Raw genomic sequence first — 21,953 nt, 5'->3', positions numbered from 1 at the left:
TTGGCAGCGTGGTTATCATGACCGTGCGGTGAGGGCTGAAGAGGACCACCGGAAAATCGCTCGCTATATTATTGCCAATCCGCTGAGGGCAGGGCTGGTGAAGCATATCGGTGACTACCCATTATGGGATGCGGTCTGGCTCTGAGTTTTGTGATGTGGTTGTGGCAAGCCCGCTCGCCACAGAGGTAGGCACAGTGGGCCGCGCGGTCAGCATGGGGGCTGCGTGACCTTGGGGACGGTAAAGCGGAATTCACTGCCACGCCCCAGCTCGCTTTCGGCTTCGATCCGCCCGCCGTGGGCCTTGACGATGCCCTGGGTGATGTACAGCCCAAGGCCGCTGCCCGTGGGGTTGTTTTCGGTCAGGGTCCAGTAGCGATCAAACACGTGGGGCAGTTGGTCAGGGGCAATGCCTTCGCCGGAGTCGCGCACCGCAAACACAATCTCCTCGCCATTGCTCATCGCCGAAATCCCGATCTTGCCCTGGCGCGGGGTGAACTTGATGGCGTTGCCGATCAGGTTCGACAGTACCTGGAACAAACGCTCCGGGTCGGCGTTGATCTGCAGGCCGGGTTCGGCGTTGAACGACAGGTCAACCCCCTTTTCCTGGGCCAGGGGCGCCAGCAGCGCATAGGCTTCTTCGAGGATCTGGCTGACGTCCAGGGGCACCGGCTTGACGGTATAGCGGCCCGCCTCGATCTTTGAGGTGTCTAGCAAATCCTCCAGCAACACATTCATGCGCGCGGCGGCCTGCTGCATGGTGTCGATGGCCGAGGAAATTCGCCGCGAGGTGTGGGCGCCATCAGAGCTGAACGCCTTTTGCATCATGCCGCACAGCATTGAAATCACGGTCATCGGGTTGCGCAGGTCATGGGACACCACCGCCACCAGTTCATCCCGGGCGCGCACCGCTTGTTGCTCGCGCAGGACCTGGCGGGCCAGGTCGTTTTCCAGGGCCGAACGGCGCAGGTCGTTGGCGGCGAAACGGTCGCCAGAGCTCCACTTGGTGGAGATGCCAGCCATTTCCACCTTCCAGATTTCAAACGAGGTGCGTGGGCGAAGGCGCAGGCCCGCGTCGGATTTTTCCAGGGCCAGCGGTTTCTGCGGGTCGCCGCTCCACTGGATGTTCTCTTTGACTTCCGGGCGGAACCACAGCACGCCGTTGTCCACCGGCTTGGGCAGGCTCATGGCCAGGACGCCACTGGCCACTGGCTGATAGTCGGCTGCGGGCGGGTAGACCGCTGACAGGTGGTGGCTGGCAAACACCGGTTGCCCGGTGTCCTGCAGCCATTTGTGTAAGGCGCGGATCTGCGCCGGTTCCGGGCAGTTGCCATAGCGATGCAGTTGCTGGCCTTCAATGATCGCCACGCCACCGGCCAGGACCAGGTCCATCAACACCTGCGGGCATTGGGCCAGGCCGTCGAACACCGTGTCCGCTGACGCGCTCATTGCCTGGTTGAGTGTGTCCAGGGCCTCGACTTTTTCTTCACGCTGGCGGCTGATATCCAGGGCCTCCATGGCACTGATCTGCAACGACAGCACCTGGCCGATGGTCTGGCAGGTGGTGCGCAGGTCGTTGGGCACGTGCAGCGGCTTGCGGTTGCCGCAACTGATCAACCCCCACAATTTGTCGCCTTTCATCAGCGAGATGCTCATGGACGACAGCACGCCCATGTTCTTCATGTACTGGCAGTGGATCGGCGACACGCTGCGCAGGGTGGCGAAGCTCAAATCCAGCGGTTTCCCGGTGTCCGGGTGCAGCTTGGGTAGCAGCGGCACCGGCTCGTAGTCGGCATTGGGGATGATTCGCAGCCAGTTGGTGCGGTACAACTCGCGGGCCTGTTCCGGGATGTCGGACGCCGGGAAGAACAGGCCGTTGAACAGTTCCATGGACGGCGCGGACGCTTCGGCGATGACCTGGCCGTGGCCTTCCTCTTCGAAGCGATAAATCAGCACACGGTCATAGCCGGTCATGGCCTGGATTTCGCTCACGCTGATTTCGTACAAGGCTTGCAGGGTTTTCGCCGACTGCAAACGTTGCAACATCTTGCCCAGGTTGCTGGCGCGGCCGTTCACCGACTTGGGCTGGAAGTGCTCGTAGCGTGGCTCGAACTCCAGCACCAGCACGCCTTGATGGCGGTGCAGCAGGCCTTCGAACTCGCTCCCGTTGAGGGTGACATGCAGCGCCGGGGCGTCGATAAAGTTAAGTTGACTGGCGATCTGCTGCACCGTGCGCGCGTTGTCCGCGCCCAACAGCGTATCCAGTGGCTGGCCAAGCAAGGTCTCAGGCGGGTGATTGAACAGGCTGGCCACGTTGGCGCTGACTTGCACGATCTGCAGGTCCGGTTCGCGCAGGGTCAGCAGTGCGCCATGAGGCTGGATCGCGCCAGGGAAGCGGATCGGCTCGTCGGCACAGTTGGCCAGCAGTTCTTCAAAATCTTCGGGTTTCATAGCAGTACCTCCTGGCTGTCGAGCCATTGCTCAAAACAGCTGAATGTCGAGCAGGCCGCGTCCTCCGCCTGCTGCCGGCCGAGGTCGTCCAGCGGGACGTGGCCCAAATAGTCGAGAAAGTCTTTCCAGCGCCGACCAGTCTCGGTGCCGTATATATCGAGAAAGGCGCCGCCGTTGCTGGCGTCCAGCGCCAGGCGCCGGGCCATCTCCCGGCGCAGTACCTGGCCGCCGAGGGTCGCGCCTTCGAGCACATACAACACGCCCAGGCAGGCGGCCGGGGTGTCGAGGCGTGGCAGGCGAGGGCAGAGGGGCAGGGCGGCAATCGCCTGGCTGGTGAGGCCCAGGGCAATCAGGTCACTGTGTAGGGTAGGAGTTTTCACCCGCAGCGCCTGGTTGAATCCCACAGGAATCAAGGCGCAGTCGTACAGTCGTGATTCCAGCGGGTGGTAGAAACCGTAGTAAGCCTCAAACAAACGCCGATACCCGTCGGCATCCAGCTGCGGGGAAAAGAATGGCAAGCGTTTTTCCAGGGCCACATGGAGCAGGGCTGTGCCTGCGCGCAAGGCTTCAAGCAGGGAGGGCGCCGCGACGTCATGGGCCTGTGGATGCATGCAGTAAGCTCGGACTGGTCGGCCAGGGCAAACCATGGCTGACGCGTGGGTGAAGGGCGGGCAACGATTCTGTTTGTCCCGTCGTCTGTATCTGAAAAGTCAGGTAAAAAATCTGACGTTGCTGTCAGAAAAATAACCCAATATTCAAAAACAGACCCCACACCTTATCGCGAAGTTCGATTGCCGCCGTATTGTGACGCTATCAGTGCAGGGAGGTACCCTGCACCAATGCCGACTGCACACAGTCAAGCAGGCGCTCGGTGCTCCATGGCTTGGGCAGGAATTTCACCGTATTGCCCAGTTGCGCCGCCATCACCGTATTGCCCGAGGTCAGCACCACCGGCAAGGACGGCCAGCGATGGGCCACGACCTTGCTCAGGTCATACCCGTTGAGCAGGCCGGGCATCTGGATATCGCTGACAATCAGGTCTACCGGATCACTGGTCCGCTCCAGAAAAATCATCCCTTCATCGGCCGATGGGAACGAGGTCACCACCGCGCCGAACTCCTCCAGCACATCCACCATCAACGAGCGAATGATCTCGTCGTCTTCCAGTACCAATATCGATGGCTGAGCCATGATCCTTACTCCACCATCTGGGTTGAGTAAGGTGGAGTGGCTGGCCACGGGATAGGTTCTACTGAATATTTTTTATTCGATGGGTGGTCACTTAGGCGTGTCGGCAACGTGGATAAAACGGCCGCTGCTTGCGAGCCGCGGGTGGGATAAGCCAGGATGTGGGCCACGTAACTTCACAGCAAGGGATGCGAGTGTGAAAGAACTGATTGGGGCGTTGATCGTCGTTGCCACCGTGTTGTTCGGGTGTACCGGGGTATTGGTCGCCGTCGCGTTTACCACCCAGAAAAGCCGCCTGGAAATACTCAAGACCTTGGGCGGCATGAGCCTTGGCCGCGACCGCTTTATCGGGATCGCCCAGTTGTGGGCCAACCTCTTCCAACGGGTGTTCGGGCAAACGTACCTCGCCCGGCGCCAACTGATCAGTATCCCGCTGTACACCTTGCTCGTGTCGCTGGTGTTTTTTGTGGTGTGGCTGCTGGATCTCTACCTGTTTAAAAATCCCGAGCACGTGTTCAATGTGCCGCCGCCGCCGAATGTGCTGCAAGCCATCAAGGACTTCTACGGCAAGGGGCTGCTGGTGGCGATGGTGATCGACTGCGTGACCATCCAGTTGACCAAATGGAGCATCAACGTGGGAACGCGTCGCGGGTTTGGTTCGTGGCAGTTCCTGGGGTGCTTTTCGGCGACGATTGCCTTGGCCTACCTGTTGTTCAGTGTGGCGGTCTACTGGTTTCGCTGGTCGGACATGAACGAGCTGTACGCCATGTTGCCCGCTGACGAAGTGCGGCCGACGATCGCGTTCAACCCGTTGCGCAATGTGCTGTATTCGATCGCGCTGTTTCAGCCCGTGACGTTTATCTATGCCACCTCCGAAGGTTTTATCTCCAGTTACTTCATGCCCGAGCCGATCCTGTTTTACTGCGCGGCGACCGGAACCCTCTCGCTGCTCACCATCGGCGTGGTCTATCAATTCGCCCGAGGCGCGGAGCTGTTGCGACGGTTGTGCATGGGCTTTGTCAGCCACGTCGGCACGCCCCGGACCAACGCCATGAGTGTGGTGTTCATGATGCTGCTGGGGCTGGTGTTGGTGCCGTTGTGCCTGATGGCGCTTTATCTGGCTGTCTGAAGATTCGGCCTGTTCCGTCAGAAGCGTTCGTCCAGCAGGGCCGGCAAAGTCAGCTCTTTGACAAAGCTGGCCGATGACAGGCTCAAGGCCATGCGCACCACTTGCACCACGTCGTGTACCGGGATCAACTGCCCGTCGCCACGCTGCTCGGCCTCGAGGCGGGAGGTGCTCAATGGATCCTCGGTATTCAGGTAGCCCAGGTTCAGGCAGGTCACGCCCAGGCGCTGGTGCCGATAACCTTCACGCAAGGCATCGGCCATGCCGCGCAAGGCGAACTTCGACGCGCCGAACGTCACCTCCGGGCGCCCACTCTGTGGCAGGCCTGAGGTGGAGCCGGTAAAGATGATGCGTGGGTTGGGGCTTTTTAACAGCACGGGCAGCAGGCGCTTGATCAGCAGCAGGGGGGCAGTGATGTTGCAGCTGACAATGGCTTCCAACTGCGTGTCTTCATCCTTGAGGAAGCTGTAGGCCTCATCGAACGCCTGTTCTTCCCAGATACCCAGGTTATAGATCAGCGTATCCAGGCCGTCCTGTGCCACCGCCTGCTCGATGACCTGTGCGGCTTGCGCCGGCTGGCCAAGGTCGGCTTCCACCCATGACACTTCGGCGCCGCTGCTGGATACCAAGCCTGTAGGACGGCTGCGCGAGACCCCGATCAAGGTATCCCCCACGCCGCCCAAGCCTTCCATAAATGCCCTGCCCAAACCTTTGCTTGCACCGACCACCATGGTTCTCATTGATCTCTCCTTGAACTGACGTGCTGATGGAAAGTGCGCATGCAAACAAAGGGCGGGAATGATGGCAATTGAATGGCTGTGTCCAAATGTTTTGCGGGGGAGGGCGCGACTTTTCTTCGGCTGATTTAGAGTGATGGCTCTTTGCTATTTATTCAGTCAAAGCCAAGGAAGAAAATGAAACAGATCGAACGCGACTTCATCACCCTGTTCAATTGCCTGTGGTACCAGGATTTTCCGGTGGAGGTCGATGCTGTTACCAACCGTGCCGGCTGGACAATTCATGTGGGGCTGGTGATACGCGAGTGTGCCAAGTTGCTCGGCGCGCGCGCCTATTTCGAACAGAGCCGGCGCACTGATGCCGTATTGAGATTCCCTGACAAAAGCGTCCTGTCCCATGTCGAATGGGAGTGGGACGAGCCTCATAACGAAAAAGTGAAGGAAATCACCAAGCTGTTGGAGCAATCTGAATCTGCGGCGTTTTCCACGTTCATCTCCTACAGCACCATTAGCCATTTGCCCGCAGCTATCGAGAGGGTTTCCAACCTCTGGGCCGAAGCCAGCAAACCGCTGATCTTTTTTGTTGTGACGTTTGAACAGGTAGGGCGCGACCGGCACTTCCTGGAACTGCAAACGCACGTTTTCAGCCGTGGCAAACACAAGCTAGAGCGCACACAGCCAGCCCTGCCTTGGCAGATCAACCGGGCACGCTTCAATAACGTGGACGAGAACAAGTAAACCGCAGGCATAATTGCCGCCTCTACCGCCTGAAGCCCGTGACCTGGAGCCCCTGATGAAACCCGCTGCCTTACTGACCCTGTTACTCACGGCCATGCTCTTCAACACGTCGGCGGTGGCAGCAGGCGATGCCGAGGCAGGCGGCCGGCTGTTCGCCAAGACCTGTGGCGGTTGCCACAGTGTCGGGCTGAACGCCCGTGGCGGCTTTGGGCCACAGCTCAACGGGGTGATCGGGCGGCTGGCGGGCACCACGGCGGACTATCAGTATTCCGACGCGATGAAAAATTCGGGCGTGGTGTGGACGCGGGAGACCCTCGCGGCCTATATCGAGAATCCGAAAAAAGTGGTGAGCGGGACCCGCATGATTTTCTGGGGGATCAGTGATCAGCAGAAGATCGAGAATCTGCTGACCTATCTGGAGACCTTTCAGGCGCAATAGCGCGATACACCCAAATCCATTGCAGGAGCCGGCAAACCGGCTCCTGCAGGATTGGCAGCGATTTCAACTACCTTGTGGTGTTTCCCCGCGTGCCAGTCGCGCATTGATATCGTCGATTACTGCCGGCAGGTCGACGATGGTGTCGATCAGGTAATGCGGCCGTGACCCTTCAAACATCTGTGTAATACGCTCGCGTTCCTGCGCCAGTTCTTCGGCCGGCAGCGCCTTGTATTGCGCGTAGGTCCGTCCCAGTGCGTTGCCCGAGCAGGTAAGGGCGACTGTCCACATGCCGGCACTGCGTCCTTCCAGGATTCCTGGCCAGGTGTCATCGACCTTGACGCACGCCGCCACATCGCTGATGCCCAGGGCGATCACATTGGCCAGGGCCTGGGCCGGATGCGGGCGACCGTTGGGCACTTCGTCGGTGGCCACTACATGATCGGCCACATAGCCATTTTGCCGCGCCAACTCGACTACCTTGGCCATCACCACCGCCGGGTAGCCCGAGCACGAGCCGATCTTCAAACCCTTGGCGCGCAGGGTTTCAATCGCCTCCAGCGCACCGGGAATCACTGCCGAGTGCAGGGCGATTTTCTCGATCTGCAACGGCATGAAACGCTCGTACAGGGCGGTGACGTCTGCGTCGGTCGGCTGGCGGTTGAACACCGCACGATAGCGCTCGGCAATCTGCGGCTGATTGCACAGGGTGCGGATGTGGTCCCACTTGCCCATGCCCATCGGCCCGCGGGCTTCCTCCAGGGACACGGCGACTCCGAACTCGGCAAAGGCCTCGACGAAAATCTGCGTGGGCGCAAACGAGCCGAAGTCGACGACGGTGCCGGCCCAGTCCAGGACCACGGCTTGCAACGTAGAAGGTTGTTGGTAATGCATGATCAATCTCCATTTTCGGGTATGAGCAGGCCGTCCCTCGATTCACGAGGTAAGCCGGTTGAGTGCAAAAGGGTGAAGCGAATCAGGTAGCCGGTATGGGGCTGGCCTCGAACAGTTCGGCGATCATAGGTCGGTTGCGCCGGATGCCCAGGCAACACAGGTGGTAGTCGATGGAAAACGGGTGGTCGACGAAGGTGATCGGTGTGGTACCCGGTGTTTCGGCGTATTCCACCGCCGATACAAAGCCAATGCCGATACCCTTGGCGATGGCATGCACGATGGCTTCGCGGCTGTTGAGCTGCATCACGCAGTTGAGGTCCACCCCCAGGCGCTTGCAGCTTTCTTCCACCAGTTGCCGGGTGCGCGAGCTGCGTTCGCGCATGACCCAACGCTCCTGGCTGATCTGCTCGACGTGTACCTCTTTCTGCGCAGCCCAGGGATGGTCGTCGCGCACCACCGCAATGATCGGGTAACGCCGGTACAGCTGCGTATCGAAGCGTTGGTCAAACTCCGAGAGGGCCAGGATTGCCACGTCGATATCAAAATTGAACAGGCGGTCGAGGGTCTCCTTCTCCGGGGAAAACGAGGTCTCCAGCGTGATATCCGGGTGGCGCTGCATCAACTCGTACGTCAGGTTCATGGCAATGGGCGGCGAAACAGCGCCCAGGCGCAACATCCCGGTCTTGCGCTGCTTGAAGCTGTGCAGCAGTTGCATGGCCTCATCCTCCTGGCCGAACAGGCCCTGGGTGATCCCGTAGAGCGCATGGCCGGCCGAGCTCATCTCGATAAAGCGCCCACGGCGGTGGAACAACTCCACCGAGAACTGCTTTTCCAGGCCGTTGACCTGTTCGCTGACAGTCGGCTGGCCGACGCTCAAGTACTCGGCGGCGAGGGTGAAACTGCCGGTCTTCGCCACCGCATGAAAGGACCGTAGCCACTTGTGGTACTGGTACATAACACATCCTGTTCCAGGGATCAGCCGAGCCGGGTCATCAACGGCGGATAAACAGGGCCACCACCGCGCTGCACAGGCAGGCCGAGGTGACGACGATGAAGATCAGCGACGTATTGCCGGTACTGTCGAGCATACTGCCGATCAGCGGTTCTGCCAGGCCGGCGAATAGATAAGACGAGAAGTTCATCACACCCGTGGCCGTGCCTGCGCGCTTGGCACCCACCAGGTCCGGGCACAAAGCCCAGAAGCTGGACGCCGGGCCGTAGACAAAGAACCCGCAGAGAAACAGCGCCACCAGGCCGACCGCGCTATGGGGCGGCAGGCTCCACATCCACAGGCTGGTCGCGGCGCCGAGGAACATATAGAGCATGATCGCCAGGTAGCGCTTGGAGCCGAACAGCTTGTCCGACACCCAGCCATTGCTCAGGGCGCCGACGGCCATGCCCACCGGCAGGGCGACGGTGATCCACTTTGGATCGATCATGCTGTCGCCGCTTTTCCAGTTGGCGCCGAGGAAATGCACTGGCACCCACACGATCAGGCCGTAGCGCGCAGCGTTCTGGAAACCCAGGGACACGGCGGCAATGATCAGGCGCGCGTTTTTCAGCACCGCCTTGTAGCGCTGGGCCGAGGTTTCCTCTTCGCCGTGGGCCACTTCATGGCCCTTGTCCTCGGCGTTGGCCACGCCGGTATCGGCCAGGGGTTCGAAGCCCAGGTCCTGCGGGCGCTCACGGGCCACCAGGTAAAACAGGATACCCCCGGCCAACATCAACAGGACCGGCAGGCGGAAGATCCAGCGCCATTCCAGTTGCAGCACCTCCAACACCACGATGGAGGTCACATAGGACAGCACCGACGCGCAGCCGGCGGCGAACACGTAGAAGCCATAGACCCGGCCGCGCTCGCTGGCGCTCCACCAGTTGGAGATCAAGCGACTGCCCGGCGCCCAGCCCAGGGCCTGGAAGTAACCGTTGATGCCCCACGGCAGGATCAACCCGGCAAAACCACTGGCAAAACTGGTGACCCAGTTGGCGCCACAGGACAGCACCGCGCCCAGGGTCATAATGCGCCGTCCGCCGAACTTATCGGCCAGGTTGCCGTTGATCGCCTGGCCGATGGCATAGGACCAGAGCATGGCGGCCGAGATCCAGCCCAGCACTTCCTTGGTCAGGCCGAACTCGGCCTGGATTCCCGGGATGGCGAAGCCGAAGGTCTGGCGCCCAGTGTAGAAAAACAGGTAACAAAACATCGCCGCGAGCAGCATGCGCCACTGGGCAAAACGGAACGACGCCGAGCGAACGGCAGGGGCAGGCAGGGTTTGTGCACGATTCATGATGTTTTCCTTATTGTTATTCGCCCCCGAAGCCGCAGCGACGGGGTGGCACCCTTTACAGGTGCAAGAGGAAAGACTGAATTGCGTTGAGCCTAGGCGGCTTTCGAACCGATAAAGTTTTTGCCGCGTGCACCTTGCAGGGCGAAGCGGATCATCGCGGCGGCCTCGGTGGGCGTGACGCCGTAATCGGCAAACTCGGTTTTTACCTCCAGGCTATGCAGGAAGTTGCGCAACCGGGTCTGGGCTTTGTCCAGGTCATCACCGAACACCCGTTGCAGGGTGCGATCCCGCGCCGCGTCATGTCCCCACGCCAAGCCAAGGACCAGCGGCAAGGTAAAGGAGCAGGCGATGCCATGGGGCAGGCCGTGGTGCAGGGTCATCTCGTAGGAAATGGAGTGGGCCAGCGCAGTCTTGGTATTGGAAAACGCCAGGCCGGCCTTGAGCGCGGCCAAGGCCATGCGCGAGCGCAACTCCTGATTACCGAGGTCGCGCCGCAGCGGTGGCAGGCATTCCAGGATGTCCTCGATGGCCGATACCGCGAACGTGTCCGAAATCGGATTGGCATTGATGTTCCATATCGCCTCCAGCGCGTGGGACAAGGCGTCCAGCCCCGTCGACACCGTGACCCCGGCCGGTACGGTCAGCATCAACTGTGGGTCGACAATCGCCACCTTCGGCCAGGTGCAATCCAGGTGCAGGGAATACTTCTTGTGGCTGGCCGAATCCCAGATCGTCGCCCAGGGCGTCACCTCACTGCCGGTGCCCGCCGTGGTCGGCGCAGCGATCAAGGTCTTGCAGTGCGCCGGCACAAACGGCTGGCCGGTCGCCAACAATGCCAGTAATTCATCGAACTGCCCGGACTCAGTGCCGACAATCAGCGCCTTGGCCGTATCAATCGCACTGCCGCCACCGACGGCCAGCACCACATCGCAATCCCCGGCTTGCAGCCAGAAACGCTCGTAGGTTTCACGCAATTGCGCGACATCGGGATTGGGCTGCACATCCTCGACGACATACACCAGACGCTCGCCCAGCAATCCCTGGATCCGCTCGACCAAGCCCAGGCCACGGGCCTCCGGGAAGGTGACGAGAGCGACGGTCTGCTGCGCAGTGATACTGGCCAGGTCTTGCAGGCAGCCCCAGCCGAAGCGGGTGTCTACTGGGTTATGGAATCGGGCAGTCATGGCGTGTTCCTGGTTTTTGTTGTTGGAAGTGGCGCCAATAGTCGGGGAGGGTGGGGGAGAGCTCAAATCGATAGATTGGGGGGATGGATTGGCTGGGCCGATATGAGATGTAGGACGGTCAAGGGCAAGTGCCTGCCTTGGCGTGGTTGGGTCTTTGCCACGACCACGCCGATACGAGCTCTAAGCTTACCGCCGCTGCTTTTCTGTCCTAAAAGTTGCGTGCTGGTAGGATCTTTCCTGTTTTCATATAGCCCCGTCTTTGGCAGCACTGCGTTTGCTACTTTTGCGTGAAAAATACGCGATGGAGACGCGGAATGCTCACTTTCGATTCCCTATGGAAAAACCACCCGCAGATCTATGGAGACGCAGCGCCATGCCGGACCAACGGTGCCAAAAACTTCAGTGATCAATGCGCGATCAACCTTGGTGTTGCACTGCGCAGATCAGGCGCTGATCTGAGCAAATTAAGAGGCGTGCGCTATTGTTGGCAGCATCCCAAGGCTGAGGGCCATGTACTGGCAGCAGAAGAAATGGCCAGAGCATTAAGCGGTACGAACATTCCCGGCTTGCAACAAATGAGAAAGGTCGCACCCGAAGGTTTCGAGGATGAGCTGCAAGGGCAGCGAGGCATCATTTTCTTCAAGGACTTTTGGCGCCGGGGGAGCGAGACATTTGGCAATCGCAGTGGTGATCACATTGATCTGTGGAATGGGCGGCGGTTGACGGATTGGTTGAGCTACCCGCGTATTCAACTTGGGTTTTCGATTGAGGGGACGTTCTCGGATTATCACGAGTCCAGGGAGATTTGGTTTTGGAAGGTTTTATGACGGTAGTTAAGGGCGTGTTATTTGTAGCGTTGGTGGTGGCTGTGACGGTTGCGGTGTTTAACGGGTTGGTTGTAGCGGCTTCGGCTTACTTTGGGCCGTTTTACGAGAATGATGCGGACCAGAGTCGGAATTTTGGGATTTGGTTGTTAGGGAATGGGGTGGTAGTTGGGGTTTCAATGTTAGTTGGAGTTGTTTGGTTCCGTCGGCGTTTGCTTCGGGGTTAGGAGCCCAGCTCTAGGAACCTCTTTTTTGGCTTGCTCCTGAATACTTCAGGCCCCGCTGGGAATAAATGTATCCGTTGATTGGCAGGCAATCCCGATCTGCAGTGCTGCATCCTGATCAGGAAAAGGGCACGGATCTATTTTCAAACAAGTCCGTCCCCTTTTTACTGCTGGGGCTTTTGGGCGCTAATCAGCGCAAATTCCTGCCACCTTCACCCCCTCTGTTCGAACCGCCGCCGCTTCAGGAACAACCCCACCCCCAGTGCAACGGCGAAGATCGACAGCAGCCCCAGGTCAAACCCAAACAAACGGATTTGGCTTGCAGCCACGCAGCCGACCGTTCCGATCGCTACCAGCAGCACCCCTAGCCATTTGCGAAGTGGGTACGACTTCAGAAACCGATCGAGCAGAAAGAACAGCACCAGGGCAATGACCAACTGGGTAATGTCAGACATGTGTTTCTCCCATCAGGTCTTGATGATCAGTGTCGAGGCGCTACGTTGTGGGCCGATACCGCCATTCACCTGCGCCTCGATGCTGACCAGTATGTCGCCTGCATGATAGGTGGGCAGGGTTTCATTCACATACATGCGCACACCGGCGCCGACAGGGGCACCCACGTAGGGGGAGGCTATATAAGAGGTGGCGCCAGCGAAGGCCGAGGCCGCGAGGTTAGCGATCTTGGTGCGTTGGGCATTGAGAACATCGCCCTGTTGCCGGGTCAGCGGCTTGGAGATGCCGATCATCATCAGGCACGGCAGGTTCTTGGCCAGCATCTTGTCGTACACCTCGACGACCTTGCGGTTGACCTCATAGTGGGCGCTTTTCGCTTCACCAAAATGCAGCTCGCCCAGGCGTCCGCGCTCGCTGTCGGTGAGGGTGATCTGCGAGACGTTGAACACGATCCCGTGATTGCCCATGTATTGGAAAGTCCCTTCGAACTTCATTGCACGCATCCTTTCGAGCCAAAGGTGGGGATTGTCTAGAAGGCGCGCGCTGGATTCAAATCATTTCACCTGCCTGGCAAGGTGCGTTGCCTGCCGTAAGGTGTTGATTGCATGAGCAGGGCTGGCATCTGTGATCCGGTGAACCGGAACAAATCGGTATGGTTGACCGAGGAAGGACTGGAGCTGCTGTAGACGGGTAGTTCGATGGTGCCGGGGTGGGCGCTATCGCAGGCAAGCCAGCTCCCACATTTGATGGCGTACAGCCGCTGAATCACACGGCTTGCGGTAAAAAGACCTTGGTTTTTACCGGCCGATCAACCCAGCAGGTGCTTGGAAATCAGCCTGGAGATTTCCACCATCGAGGTCTTGCCCGTGAACTCGAACTTCACTTTGCCCAATGACGAGAAGTAGATCTCCAACTCCGAATCCAGGTCGAACGTGCCGGAGGTTTCCACCGAGTACGCGACAATGTTTTTGTAGGGCAGGGACGTGAAGTCCTTCTTGCTGCCGGTGATGCCTTGCACGTTCACGGCGATGATGCGCTTGGTGGTAAACACCACGCCATCGCGCATGGCTTTGTAGGCATCTACTACCTGTTCGTCATCGAGCAGCAGGGATGCAACGCGTTCGGCGTATTCATTGTTTTGCTTGAGCTTGAAGAAGCCTTTGTTGTTGAAGTCGATCATTGGGCGGTCCTTGTGGTGGGGCAGGGAGGGTGCGTTACAAGATGGCCTTGAGGTAGTCCATAAGTGCGTCGAGCGGGGTCTTTAGTTCCTCCAGCGTCGAGGCTTGCTGGACTTCAGCCGCCAGCTTTTGCAGCTCACGGCCCATGACCGTGTTGGCACCCCCCAACGTCTCCAGGGCCAACTTCATGCATTCATCCAACTTGCGTTGGATAGTTGTCAGGTCGCCAGTGCGCACCAACAACCCAAACACCTCCCGCTCATACCCATCCATGACCAGATCGTCGCGCAGGATCGGGCTGCCATCTTCCGTTTCATGCACCAGTTTGAGGGCGAACAGAGCAACGGCTTCGAGTGTCAATTCCATGGTCCTGGTACCTCTACTGTCTGGTGCGGTGGGCGATGATCACTTTTCTGCAGGCGAAAAAAAAGACCTTGAATTTCAAGGTCTTTTTTTAAGATGGTGCCCGAGGGAGACTCGTGCGATCTATATAGTTCGTGCCTTGCAGAAGGATTGTACATTTAGGGATACATGTAGGGATACACGAACGAAGGTGCTGTATTAAATGATTTTGAGTTTGCCTCTATTCCTTAATCCATTTTAACGCGGCGAACCTAGGGAAATGCCAAGGTTCTGGATACATCGCCTGCACGCTCTCTTCCGGTATTGGCTCTTCAAAGGCCACCAATTTGAAGCCATGGTTTGCGAAGGTAGATAGATACTGACTGAGTGGACGGTGAATGTGCGTTGTTCGTATTGAGGTTTGATCACGGGAGACTTTGAAAGGTGCTTCTACGAAGATCTCCTTGGTGTAGTCATACCACTCGGCATTTGCATAGCCCCAGTACTCAGGCCAAAAGCACGGATGGGGAATCACCGCTACAAACGTTGAATTGCTGCGAAGGAGGGCATTCACAGCTGCAGCAAACCGTCCCAAGTCCGGAGCCGCCATCATCACCATTATTGCGGTGGCAGCACTAGCTAGACCATTGAGTTGAGTGACCGTCACGTCTTCCACAGCCGCTTGAATGAACCTGATATTGGTGCGGCTCTCACAGAGATGCATCGCAATTTCGACGCTTGCTCCTGACGGTTCTACCCCTATGACGGAGCCTGCAAGTGGGGAAACAAGGGTTGCGAAGTGGCCAGTGCCAGAGCCAATGTCCAAGAACGCTGAAAGGTCTGCGCCCTGGAGAAGTTTTAACGCTGTGGGAGCGACCACTTTACTGAAGCTGATGTCTAGCCCGCTGCTGAGTTGTCGCGCTCTTTCCTTCGCCAGTTGATCCCATTGCTGGGTCAGGTCCGCCAGAGGCTTTGGTTGAGAGTTCAGAACATCAAACATGGGCGGCGTTCTCTTTATGAAGCAGCTCAGCGAGGCTAGCGAGATCAATCGCCATGTGAAGTGCTGGATGGCTTGAGTCAATTTCTTCAATCACATGGATACCACGCCCACCACGCCCAATCGCTACTTGAGAACCGCCGTTCCCAAAGTGTGCGATGGTGAAGCGTGATGCTGGAGCGAGAAAGCTTGGTCTTCCGTAGATCCAAACGTTGGCTCCGGCCGCTCTAAGTACCTCTCCTAACTCCGTCATTTTTGGCATACAGACAGTTAAGTTCCCTTCTTGCGCCTTCTCTTTGAGTAGCTTTTTAGTCGAGTCATCGTCTGCCCAGCTTAAGTCGCGAGTCCAAATGATTGCTCTGCCGCTATCACCAATCCAGCTGCGCATATAGGATTTGATACCAATGACATCGTCCTTTTCGTACGTTTTCCTGTTGTTGTGAGCCTTTTTATCAGCCCTGAACTCAAGGCAGATGCTGGCAAACGCCAGCAACCCTGCTGCAAGAGCCAGAGCACCAGGCCATCCGGAAAGGTCTACTGGCTGCGGCATGAAGACGAGTACAAGTGCTAACAAAGAAGCCTGCGATCCTACTGAAGCAACAAGGCGTTGAATCAGACTTCCCCAACGGTCCCAAAATCCTTCCATCGTTTTTTCATCCCTGTTTGATGATTTCCCTGATTCAGTTTGACAGAGCGTCAGCTGAGGCGGGTTGGTCGTTCGTATAGTGGCACATTGCGCTAGATATGCGGGGGCCCCTGAGATATTCGGTAGTACACGGGGCATGAAACCCGCGAGATCGCGTTAGCGGCAGTCATGCCAACTTACTGAAATTTCAACGTTGAAATTGAAAGGAATTTGAAGAAAAAAGAGACATCGTTACAAAAACGGTAAAGGTGCCCGTTTGTGCTGTTGCTTTGAACAGTCCATCCAGGCAACTCGGTCAATTACCATTGAAGCCAACACACCAACGAGGCCCTGCGGGCTATTTGCCTCACGTCTATCCGAATACTCAAGGGCCTCAGCGAATGACCAACAGTGCAATGGTCTGTGAACAGCGCTCATCTATTCACGACGCAAGGTACTTCCGTATGCACAATTAAAGGTTTTTCGACAGCGTAGTCAGCAGATTAGCCGCCAGTTTCCTAGCAGGATTATCTATCTCCGACACAGCCAGATTTTCTTCGCTGAAGGATACGACAATAAGGGGGCTAGGGGATGAGCTTTAAAAAGTTGTGTTACGGGTGTTACAGGTGTTACAAAATTCACTAACTATATGATTTTAAAGATTTTTGCATGTGTTACACGCTTGTGTGGGGCTGTCGAACGGGCGTGTTACAAGGCCAATAGTTGTTACGTCAATCGCCACATTTAGATCGAAGCCCTGCCAGCTGGTGCCCATCTATCGACAACCGGGTCGCCAGTTGAGGGAAAATGGTATCTAACACCACGACTATAAGGGCCGAAGCCCCACGTTGTGAGAACCCTTTTCCGGAAAGGCGGGGCCCAATCCGTCTACACGTGGCTCAGTGATCGTATGTAGACTTATGGCTTCGGCGCCTCAAGGCCAGGTTGCTGGCGCAACGAGAGCCGCGGCGCCCAAGCCTTCCTGCTCTGTCCTTCCGCACCAGTTCGACGCCATTTTTCTAGCCGTCAGTACTGAAAGCCATCGATGTTCTCTCCTCAAAATTGGCTTAGCACCAGCAGGAAAGGACTGCTCGTTTTAAGAAAATATGGTACTGTCAATCAATTTTTGAATGAGATAATAAATGCAGGCCGTAGATATATTTTCGGGTGCCGGGGGCATGTCGGTAGGAGCAGCGCTCGCAGGTATTGACGTAAAATACGCAATAGAAAATGATCCGCATGCGGCCGCCACCTATCGCCTGAATCATCCGGATACGGTCGTTCTGAATGAAGACATCCGTAAAGTTCAACTTTCAGATTTACCAGAGCTTACTAGTGAGCCACTAATTCTTTTCGGTGGGCCCCCTTGCCAAGGGTTCTCAACTTCAAATCAAAAAACCAGGTCGGCAAGCAATGAAAATAACTGGTTATTTTTAGAGTATATGCGGTTTGTTAAAGCGTTAGAGCCAGAGTGGGTCGTATTTGAGAATGTTAAAGGTCTTAAAGAAACTGAGGGTGGTGTTTTTTTAAGAGATATTCAAGAGTCTTTTAAAAAGCTAAAGTACAAAACCTCTACATTTATATTGAATGCAACAGAGTATGGCGTTCCGCAGAGGAGAGAGCGGCTATTTGTTATAGGCTCTAGAAAAGGAGTAGTTCTAGATGAGCCGGCAGTAACACAAGATAGATTTATTACTGTTGATGAGGCGATTGGCGATCTCCCTCTATTAGAGAATGGTGCAAATATTAATATATTGCCATATCGAATCCCTGCGCACTCGGAATTTTCTGAGTTGATGCGAGGTGGGCTAGATAGTTGTGCCAATCACTTGATCACAAGAAATGCGCAACATATTTTGTCTAGATATCCATATGTGCCTCAGGGTGGGAACTGGGAGAATATACCGGACGAGTTAATGTTGAACTATGCTGATAAGTCACGGTGCCATACGGGGATATATCATCGACTTTATTCTGACAGGCCCTCAATAGTAGTGGGGAATTTTCGTAAGAATATGCTAATTCATCCGTGGCAACACCGGGGGTTGTCCATTAGAGAAGCTGCAAGACTTCAATCATTTCCAGATAGCTATGAATTTCAAGGAACAATTGGTTTTCAGCAGCAGCAAGTAGGTAATGCCGTACCTCCGTTACTTGCGCAGGCTGTTTTTCAACATATCACCATGTCAATATGACCCTGGATAATTAAAGAATGTGGGAATCATCCAAGATAGAAGATGAGCTCAAACTACGATTGGATAGCCAAGGAAGTACTGGCGACGCCTTATGGGGTAGGTATGTAACTGCACGGACGCTACTCGTTGGTCAAATTCTACCTTGGATACGAACGAACGAGGCCAATCTGACTGATCACGGTCCAGAACATATTCGTGACGTGCTTGATAACGCTTATCAGCTTTTAGGGGGTACTGATCGACTTAGTACCGAAGAGCTCTATATTTTATGTCAGTCAATATTGTTCCATGATGTCGGAAATATATTTGGTAGGAAGAAGCATAACTTAAAAATTGCTGCTGTGTATGGAGAGATATTTAATAAGCTATGGCTTAATCGGCAAGAAATGGCGCTGGTGGTTAATATTGGGCGCAGTCATAGTGGGAAAAGTACCGATGGCACTAGTGATACTTTAAAAGATTTAAAAGATGATTTTATATTTGGCAGTAAAATTCGTGTTCAGAATTTAGCATCGATTTTGCGCTTCGCTGATGAGCTTGCGGAGGGGCCGCAACGAACCTCTTCATATATGATATCGGCTGCAATGTTTTCTGAAGACTCACTGATTCATCACAAGTATGCAGAAATTACATCCGTCAATATTGATTTGGGTGGTGGTAGAATCGCTTTAACGTATCATATAGATATTGAGGGCGTAGATTTTAATAGTTCTGAGAGTTTGAAAGTCTTTTGTGAGTTGTTAAGATATATATACTCAAGGATACATAAGCTAGATAGTGAGCGCAGATACTGTAAGCATTATAGTTCGGATTTGGAGGCATTTAAGAAAACCTCTATTATAATGAATTTCTGGAAAGGCATGGAGGCTCTTGATTCTGTCGGTCCTCCTATAGAGTTGGATGATCTTTTTATTCCGGGTGTTGATTCTAAAGATGTCGAAAAAATCCATCCTGAATATGGTGTAGATATATTGGTGCCTAGGTTGCAGAAGCTTAGTGAGGAAATGGGATGACCGATAATCCTTTTGATTTTGATGGCGCAAAAAACCTCCCCGACCGCCTGTTGATTGATTGGTTTATAGATGATCATAACTATTCTCGCTTTCTGAAGTCCTCGCGAAATGTACTTCTGCTAGGGCATCGTGGTTGTGGTAAAAGTATGACTTTACTTTACTATTCCCTGCCGCTGGAAATTAAGAAGCAGGATACTCCTCTTATAGAGAAGGACCTGTCGCATGTGGGGGTATATGTTTCTTGCAGTACTCCGCTGGCAAGGAGGGTCGACCATGATTTTTTTGAGGATGAGAAGTTCTCTAGGGCCATCTCTGAACACTATTTCGTTCTTTCTATTGCTGTAGCGATAGCAGAGCATTGTGAGCAAATTGTTGAAGTGTTCGATCCCTTAAGTCTCGAAGAGCTTAGGGATGAACTATTTTATGTTTTTGACGACGAGCTTCCGTCGGATTTCAGTATATTCAAATGTATTAAAAGAGCTTTAAAGAAAGAGTTGAGAAAGACGCAAGAGCAGTTTTTGTCATTTGAAAATAGAAGCGATTTTACTTTTGCAAGAACGTTTTATACCTTAATTGTCCCGTTTTTGGGCGCGTTGAGAACGACTTCTGCGCTACGGGAAACTCACTTCTCTTTAATGATTGATGATGCACAAGATTTGAATGATGATCAGCGATTGATGCTGAATTCTTGGTTGAGTTATAGGGATCATTCGGTTTTTAGCTTTAAGGTTGCACTTGCTACGGTAGTGGATTTTGATAGAAAAACGTCTACCGGTGGAAGTATTATCGAAGGGCATGATTACATTGCGATAAATTTGGAACAACCTTTTCAGAATGAAAATTCCCAGTTTGGAATGCTTGCTAGAAGCATAATAGAGAAAAGATTAAAAAATATTGGAGTGAATGCTACTCCAGACGAGTTTTTTGAAGAAAGTCCTGAGTTTAAGGCTGAGCTCGAGATTTGCTGGCAAGAGGTTGTAGATAATTATATCGCTGCAAATCCAGGCGCTGAAAGAAAACAAGTAAATGACTATGCGTACAAGCAAGCTCGCGCGCTGTATTTTCGCAAGCGCTCTCCTAAGGCAAATCGTCCTATCTATTCCGGTCTTGACACTTTAATACATTTGTCGAGTGGTGTTGTTCGTAACCTCCTGTTGCCGTGCTACTGGATGTACGATGATGCTGTGTCCAAATGCCCTGGGGAGCCAGTGCGGAAAATCTCGCCTGCAATCCAGGCTGATGTGATTATGAGGGAAAGTGAAAAGCTCTGGAGTCGTGTCCGAGATGGACTAGATCGAGAGCTCGAAGATTGCACAAAAGAGCAAGCTAAGTTGATTTTCAATTTGGTTAGCGCTTTGGGCGACTATTTCCGCGATAGACTTTTCAATCACGTCTCTGAGCCGAGGATTATTACGTTTACGATTTCTGAAAGGACGCCTGAAGCAGATAATCAGTTGATGCCTATCTTAGGGCTAATGCGGAAGGCTCAGGTTATGTATAGACGATCGGGTCCTTCAAAGGATGCGGGGCGTCAGGAAGACTACTATACTCTTAACAGACTATTTTGGCCTGCTAGAGGCTTGGATCCGCATGGGCAGCATGGAAGAGCGTCTATTAAAGCATCTGCTCTATTAGGCTCTATGTTAACCGGGAAATTTCCGTCGGTGGCAGAATCGGATACACAAAGAGGGTTGTTTGATGAATAGTAAAATTCTGATCACCTCGTTAGGCTGGGAACCGCGCTTTCTTGCAGGTATAGAAGATATACTTCTAAGCTATATTCCGGATCATATTGTAATATTTCAGCCCTTGACTTTTTTTTCTGATGTGACTAGATGTAGTAAAGCTGTCCTCTCATCAAAGTTAAGTGATCTTGGAGTTGGGCATAATTATTTTGAATTTGGCAGTGATGATCATGTTGGTATTTGGAATGTGGCTCTGAATGCTCTCGCCAATGTATCAAGTGAGACGGAAGTTGTTTTGGATATTACAACAATGCCTCGCTATCTTATCTGGGCGTGCTTACATAGTTTAGAACGAAATAAGTTAAAGTTTACTTGTGTGTATTATCCTCCCGAATCGTATGGGGAGTGGTTGTCGGCAGATACTGGTAAGCCCCAGATGGTATTTAGGCATAGTGGTATTGCGTATCCAGATCTCCCTACCTCGCTAATATTGTTTTCTGGCTTTGATCTGGGTAGAGCTCAGCACTTTGTAGATTTTTTTGAGCCTAGGAAAATTGTCCTGATCACTCAAGGCGGTGATCAGCTAGGCAACAATTCTAGATGTGTAAGTCAGCTTAGTGGTGGAGCTGAAATACAAGTCGAAAAGCTTGATGCATATTCAGATCCCATTGAGCTGAGAGATAACATGCATAAGTTAATCAGCGTTGATCTTGAAGACTTCAATATTGTCGCAACTTCTGTGGGGCCGCGGCCTTCTATAATTGCGTTATATTTATTGAATAGATCAGAGCCATCTGTTGGTCTGGTTCATGCTAATGCTCATCAGTACAATAAGGATTATTCCTTTGGGATTGACGTTTCTTCAAAGTATGAGGCTGTAATCGATTTTGGAGTCTCTGCGTATGATGTTTTTAAATAAAATGTTTTATTGCTTTCAGCTTTTTTAGGTGTGCATAGTTAGAGTGAAAGTCGCATTGGCTGTTAGCGTGGCGTTGAAGGCTTCTGGAGCTATCAGAGGCTTTCTTTGTGGATGGTACCCGTCGCCATAAGTAGGTTTCCTTGCGGTTCTTCCTCTTTCCTCAAGGTTTTCACTCTTCTGTAGTTGGTGTTTGGAAGTAAGTAGCCTTTGCGTGGAGGTTGTTAAGACTTTTGATGGCTATCGATTATGGTTGGCGCCTACCTCGGCTTTCATACAGGTGACTCACTGAGTGCTCCCGTCTTAAGCTGTTCTGAATCGTATGCCGTACTTTAGTTGACTGACCTGAGTTTGTACGCGGTCAGGTGGTTTTTTAAACTTTCAGTTTTGCAGCTTGCTGTGTGTATCTATGAGGTTTTATATGGTATGAGCTTCAATGTTCGGCACAGCAGAGACTTGTGC

Annotated in this window: 22 protein-coding genes; 8 read left to right on the top strand and 14 right to left on the bottom strand. The window is 54.1% G+C overall.

What is annotated here, in order from left to right:
• Positions 1–207: 207 nt before the first annotated feature.
• The 3 genes from HBR94_RS21640 to HBR94_RS21630 all read right to left on the bottom strand — a co-directional run bounded on the left by HBR94_RS21640 (position 208) and on the right by HBR94_RS21630 (position 3,639).
• The gene (locus HBR94_RS21640; protein WP_170045510.1) at positions 208–2,448 is read right to left on the bottom strand and encodes an ATP-binding protein; all 2,241 of its coding nucleotides are present in this window, start codon (positions 2,446–2,448) and stop codon (positions 208–210) included.
• Positions 2,445–3,059, bottom strand: a complete 615-nt coding sequence (locus HBR94_RS21635) for a biliverdin-producing heme oxygenase (protein ID WP_057437896.1) — start codon at positions 3,057–3,059, stop codon at positions 2,445–2,447. Before HBR94_RS21635 ends, HBR94_RS21640 begins: the two co-directional genes overlap by 4 nt.
• A 202-nt stretch (positions 3,060–3,261) precedes the next feature.
• Positions 3,262–3,639 carry a response regulator gene (locus tag HBR94_RS21630; RefSeq protein ID WP_057444523.1) on the bottom strand — a complete coding sequence of 126 codons (378 nt, stop codon included), beginning with the start codon at positions 3,637–3,639 and terminating at the stop codon, positions 3,262–3,264.
• Between the two features lie 193 nt (positions 3,640–3,832).
• On the opposite strand from HBR94_RS21630, the gene HBR94_RS21625 reads away from it, so the two are divergent.
• Positions 3,833–4,765, top strand: coding sequence for a hypothetical protein (locus tag HBR94_RS21625; RefSeq protein ID WP_115127472.1), 933 nt, complete (start codon positions 3,833–3,835; stop codon positions 4,763–4,765).
• A 17-nt stretch (positions 4,766–4,782) separates the two neighbouring features.
• Here the strand turns inward: HBR94_RS21625 and HBR94_RS21620 are convergent, their stop codons facing one another.
• Positions 4,783–5,502, bottom strand: coding sequence for an SDR family oxidoreductase (locus HBR94_RS21620; RefSeq protein WP_170045509.1), 720 nt, complete (start codon positions 5,500–5,502; stop codon positions 4,783–4,785).
• A 174-nt stretch (positions 5,503–5,676) separates the two neighbouring features.
• Here HBR94_RS21620 and HBR94_RS21615 point away from each other — a divergent pair, with 174 nt between their 5' ends.
• Together HBR94_RS21615 and HBR94_RS21610 are read left to right on the top strand one after the other, a co-directional pair.
• Complete coding sequence (locus tag HBR94_RS21615) at positions 5,677–6,237, top strand: hypothetical protein (RefSeq protein WP_170045508.1); 561 nt, start codon at positions 5,677–5,679, stop codon at positions 6,235–6,237.
• 55 nt (positions 6,238–6,292) lie between these two features.
• Positions 6,293–6,676 carry a cytochrome c family protein gene (locus HBR94_RS21610; RefSeq protein WP_057437904.1) on the top strand — a complete coding sequence of 128 codons (384 nt, stop codon included), beginning with the start codon at positions 6,293–6,295 and terminating at the stop codon, positions 6,674–6,676.
• A 63-nt stretch (positions 6,677–6,739) separates the two neighbouring features.
• Here the strand turns inward: HBR94_RS21610 and phnX are convergent, their stop codons facing one another.
• The 4 genes from phnX to psrA all read right to left on the bottom strand — a co-directional run bounded on the left by phnX (position 6,740) and on the right by psrA (position 11,039).
• Positions 6,740–7,567, bottom strand: coding sequence for a phosphonoacetaldehyde hydrolase (gene phnX / locus HBR94_RS21605; protein ID WP_057960578.1), 828 nt, complete (start codon positions 7,565–7,567; stop codon positions 6,740–6,742).
• A gap of 82 nt (positions 7,568–7,649) precedes the next feature.
• A complete protein-coding gene (locus HBR94_RS21600) occupies positions 7,650–8,522 on the bottom strand; it encodes a LysR substrate-binding domain-containing protein (RefSeq protein WP_057437906.1) in 873 nt (290 codons plus the stop codon).
• Positions 8,523–8,559: 37 nt separating this feature from the next.
• On the bottom strand, positions 8,560–9,855 hold the full coding sequence (locus HBR94_RS21595) for an MFS transporter (protein WP_115127474.1): 1,296 nt from the start codon (positions 9,853–9,855) through the stop codon (positions 8,560–8,562).
• Between the two features lie 92 nt (positions 9,856–9,947).
• Positions 9,948–11,039 carry an iron-containing alcohol dehydrogenase PsrA gene (psrA, locus tag HBR94_RS21590; RefSeq protein ID WP_115127475.1) on the bottom strand — a complete coding sequence of 364 codons (1,092 nt, stop codon included), beginning with the start codon at positions 11,037–11,039 and terminating at the stop codon, positions 9,948–9,950.
• A 314-nt stretch (positions 11,040–11,353) separates the two neighbouring features.
• Between psrA and HBR94_RS21585 the strand changes: the two genes are divergently transcribed.
• Positions 11,354–11,866 (top strand): type VI secretion system amidase effector protein Tae4, encoded by a 513-nt coding sequence (locus HBR94_RS21585; RefSeq protein WP_057960575.1) that lies wholly within the window; start codon positions 11,354–11,356, stop codon positions 11,864–11,866.
• A 433-nt stretch (positions 11,867–12,299) separates the two neighbouring features.
• Here HBR94_RS21585 and HBR94_RS21580 read toward each other — a convergent pair whose 3' ends face one another.
• From HBR94_RS21580 to HBR94_RS21555, 6 genes are all read right to left on the bottom strand, one after another.
• The gene (locus HBR94_RS21580) at positions 12,300–12,542 is read right to left on the bottom strand and encodes a hypothetical protein (RefSeq protein WP_170045507.1); all 243 of its coding nucleotides are present in this window, start codon (positions 12,540–12,542) and stop codon (positions 12,300–12,302) included.
• 12 nt (positions 12,543–12,554) lie between these two features.
• Positions 12,555–13,034, bottom strand: a complete 480-nt coding sequence (locus HBR94_RS21575) for a hypothetical protein (RefSeq protein WP_120731731.1) — start codon at positions 13,032–13,034, stop codon at positions 12,555–12,557.
• 314 nt (positions 13,035–13,348) lie between these two features.
• Positions 13,349–13,720: a PH domain-containing protein gene (locus tag HBR94_RS21570; protein ID WP_057437917.1), complete on the bottom strand. Its 372-nt coding sequence runs from the start codon at positions 13,718–13,720 to the stop codon at positions 13,349–13,351.
• A gap of 34 nt (positions 13,721–13,754) precedes the next feature.
• Positions 13,755–14,084 (bottom strand): hypothetical protein, encoded by a 330-nt coding sequence (locus HBR94_RS21565; protein WP_057437918.1) that lies wholly within the window; start codon positions 14,082–14,084, stop codon positions 13,755–13,757.
• Between the two features lie 217 nt (positions 14,085–14,301).
• Entirely contained in the window at positions 14,302–15,060 is a 759-nt protein-coding gene (locus tag HBR94_RS21560; protein ID WP_170045506.1) for a class I SAM-dependent methyltransferase, read from the bottom strand.
• The gene (locus HBR94_RS21555) at positions 15,053–15,703 is read right to left on the bottom strand and encodes a hypothetical protein (protein ID WP_057025656.1); all 651 of its coding nucleotides are present in this window, start codon (positions 15,701–15,703) and stop codon (positions 15,053–15,055) included. Before HBR94_RS21555 ends, HBR94_RS21560 begins: the two co-directional genes overlap by 8 nt.
• Positions 15,704–16,824: 1,121 nt before the next feature.
• Between HBR94_RS21555 and HBR94_RS21550 the strand changes: the two genes are divergently transcribed.
• Genes HBR94_RS21550 through HBR94_RS21535 form a run of 4 tightly spaced genes read left to right on the top strand, consistent with a single transcriptional unit; the run spans position 16,825 to position 21,494 of the window.
• Positions 16,825–17,877, top strand: a complete 1,053-nt coding sequence (locus HBR94_RS21550) for a DNA cytosine methyltransferase (RefSeq protein ID WP_082636744.1) — start codon at positions 16,825–16,827, stop codon at positions 17,875–17,877.
• A gap of 17 nt (positions 17,878–17,894) precedes the next feature.
• Entirely contained in the window at positions 17,895–18,890 is a 996-nt protein-coding gene (locus HBR94_RS21545) for a hypothetical protein (protein ID WP_170045505.1), read from the top strand.
• Positions 18,887–20,596, top strand: a complete 1,710-nt coding sequence (locus HBR94_RS21540; RefSeq protein WP_170045504.1) for a hypothetical protein — start codon at positions 18,887–18,889, stop codon at positions 20,594–20,596. Before HBR94_RS21545 ends, HBR94_RS21540 begins: the two co-directional genes overlap by 4 nt.
• Positions 20,589–21,494 (top strand): hypothetical protein, encoded by a 906-nt coding sequence (locus tag HBR94_RS21535; RefSeq protein WP_170045503.1) that lies wholly within the window; start codon positions 20,589–20,591, stop codon positions 21,492–21,494. Before HBR94_RS21540 ends, HBR94_RS21535 begins: the two co-directional genes overlap by 8 nt.
• Positions 21,495–21,953: the final 459 nt, after the last annotated feature.

Origin of the sequence: Pseudomonas sp. WS 5412 (assembly GCF_012985615.1) — a bacterium.
Classification (GTDB): domain Bacteria; phylum Pseudomonadota; class Gammaproteobacteria; order Pseudomonadales; family Pseudomonadaceae; genus Aquipseudomonas; species Aquipseudomonas shahriarae.
Note: the sequence above shows the minus strand (reverse complement) of the source record. Positions and strands in the feature narration are given on the sequence as shown.

Bases quoted from the DNA above. Each gene is read 5' to 3' on its own strand.
- HBR94_RS21640 (WP_170045510.1), bottom strand. From the start codon at position 2,448: ATGAAACCCGAAGATTTTGAAGAACTGCTGGCCAACTGTGCCGACGAG.
- HBR94_RS21635 (WP_057437896.1), bottom strand. From the start codon at position 3,059: ATGCATCCACAGGCCCATGACGTCGCGGCGCCCTCCCTGCTTGAAGCC.
- HBR94_RS21630 (WP_057444523.1), bottom strand. From the start codon at position 3,639: ATGGCTCAGCCATCGATATTGGTACTGGAAGACGACGAGATCATTCGC.
- HBR94_RS21620 (WP_170045509.1), bottom strand. From the start codon at position 5,502: ATGAGAACCATGGTGGTCGGTGCAAGCAAAGGTTTGGGCAGGGCATTT.
- HBR94_RS21615 (WP_170045508.1), top strand. From the start codon at position 5,677: ATGAAACAGATCGAACGCGACTTCATCACCCTGTTCAATTGCCTGTGG.
- HBR94_RS21610 (WP_057437904.1), top strand. From the start codon at position 6,293: ATGAAACCCGCTGCCTTACTGACCCTGTTACTCACGGCCATGCTCTTC.
- phnX (WP_057960578.1), bottom strand. From the start codon at position 7,567: ATGCATTACCAACAACCTTCTACGTTGCAAGCCGTGGTCCTGGACTGG.
- HBR94_RS21600 (WP_057437906.1), bottom strand. From the start codon at position 8,522: ATGTACCAGTACCACAAGTGGCTACGGTCCTTTCATGCGGTGGCGAAG.
- HBR94_RS21595 (WP_115127474.1), bottom strand. From the start codon at position 9,855: ATGAATCGTGCACAAACCCTGCCTGCCCCTGCCGTTCGCTCGGCGTCG.
- psrA (WP_115127475.1), bottom strand. From the start codon at position 11,039: ATGACTGCCCGATTCCATAACCCAGTAGACACCCGCTTCGGCTGGGGC.
- HBR94_RS21585 (WP_057960575.1), top strand. From the start codon at position 11,354: ATGCTCACTTTCGATTCCCTATGGAAAAACCACCCGCAGATCTATGGA.
- HBR94_RS21580 (WP_170045507.1), bottom strand. From the start codon at position 12,542: ATGTCTGACATTACCCAGTTGGTCATTGCCCTGGTGCTGTTCTTTCTG.
- HBR94_RS21575 (WP_120731731.1), bottom strand. From the start codon at position 13,034: ATGAAGTTCGAAGGGACTTTCCAATACATGGGCAATCACGGGATCGTG.
- HBR94_RS21570 (WP_057437917.1), bottom strand. From the start codon at position 13,720: ATGATCGACTTCAACAACAAAGGCTTCTTCAAGCTCAAGCAAAACAAT.
- HBR94_RS21565 (WP_057437918.1), bottom strand. From the start codon at position 14,084: ATGGAATTGACACTCGAAGCCGTTGCTCTGTTCGCCCTCAAACTGGTG.
- HBR94_RS21560 (WP_170045506.1), bottom strand. From the start codon at position 15,060: ATGTTTGATGTTCTGAACTCTCAACCAAAGCCTCTGGCGGACCTGACC.
- HBR94_RS21555 (WP_057025656.1), bottom strand. From the start codon at position 15,703: ATGGAAGGATTTTGGGACCGTTGGGGAAGTCTGATTCAACGCCTTGTT.
- HBR94_RS21550 (WP_082636744.1), top strand. From the start codon at position 16,825: ATGCAGGCCGTAGATATATTTTCGGGTGCCGGGGGCATGTCGGTAGGA.
- HBR94_RS21545 (WP_170045505.1), top strand. From the start codon at position 17,895: ATGTGGGAATCATCCAAGATAGAAGATGAGCTCAAACTACGATTGGAT.
- HBR94_RS21540 (WP_170045504.1), top strand. From the start codon at position 18,887: ATGACCGATAATCCTTTTGATTTTGATGGCGCAAAAAACCTCCCCGAC.
- HBR94_RS21535 (WP_170045503.1), top strand. From the start codon at position 20,589: ATGAATAGTAAAATTCTGATCACCTCGTTAGGCTGGGAACCGCGCTTT.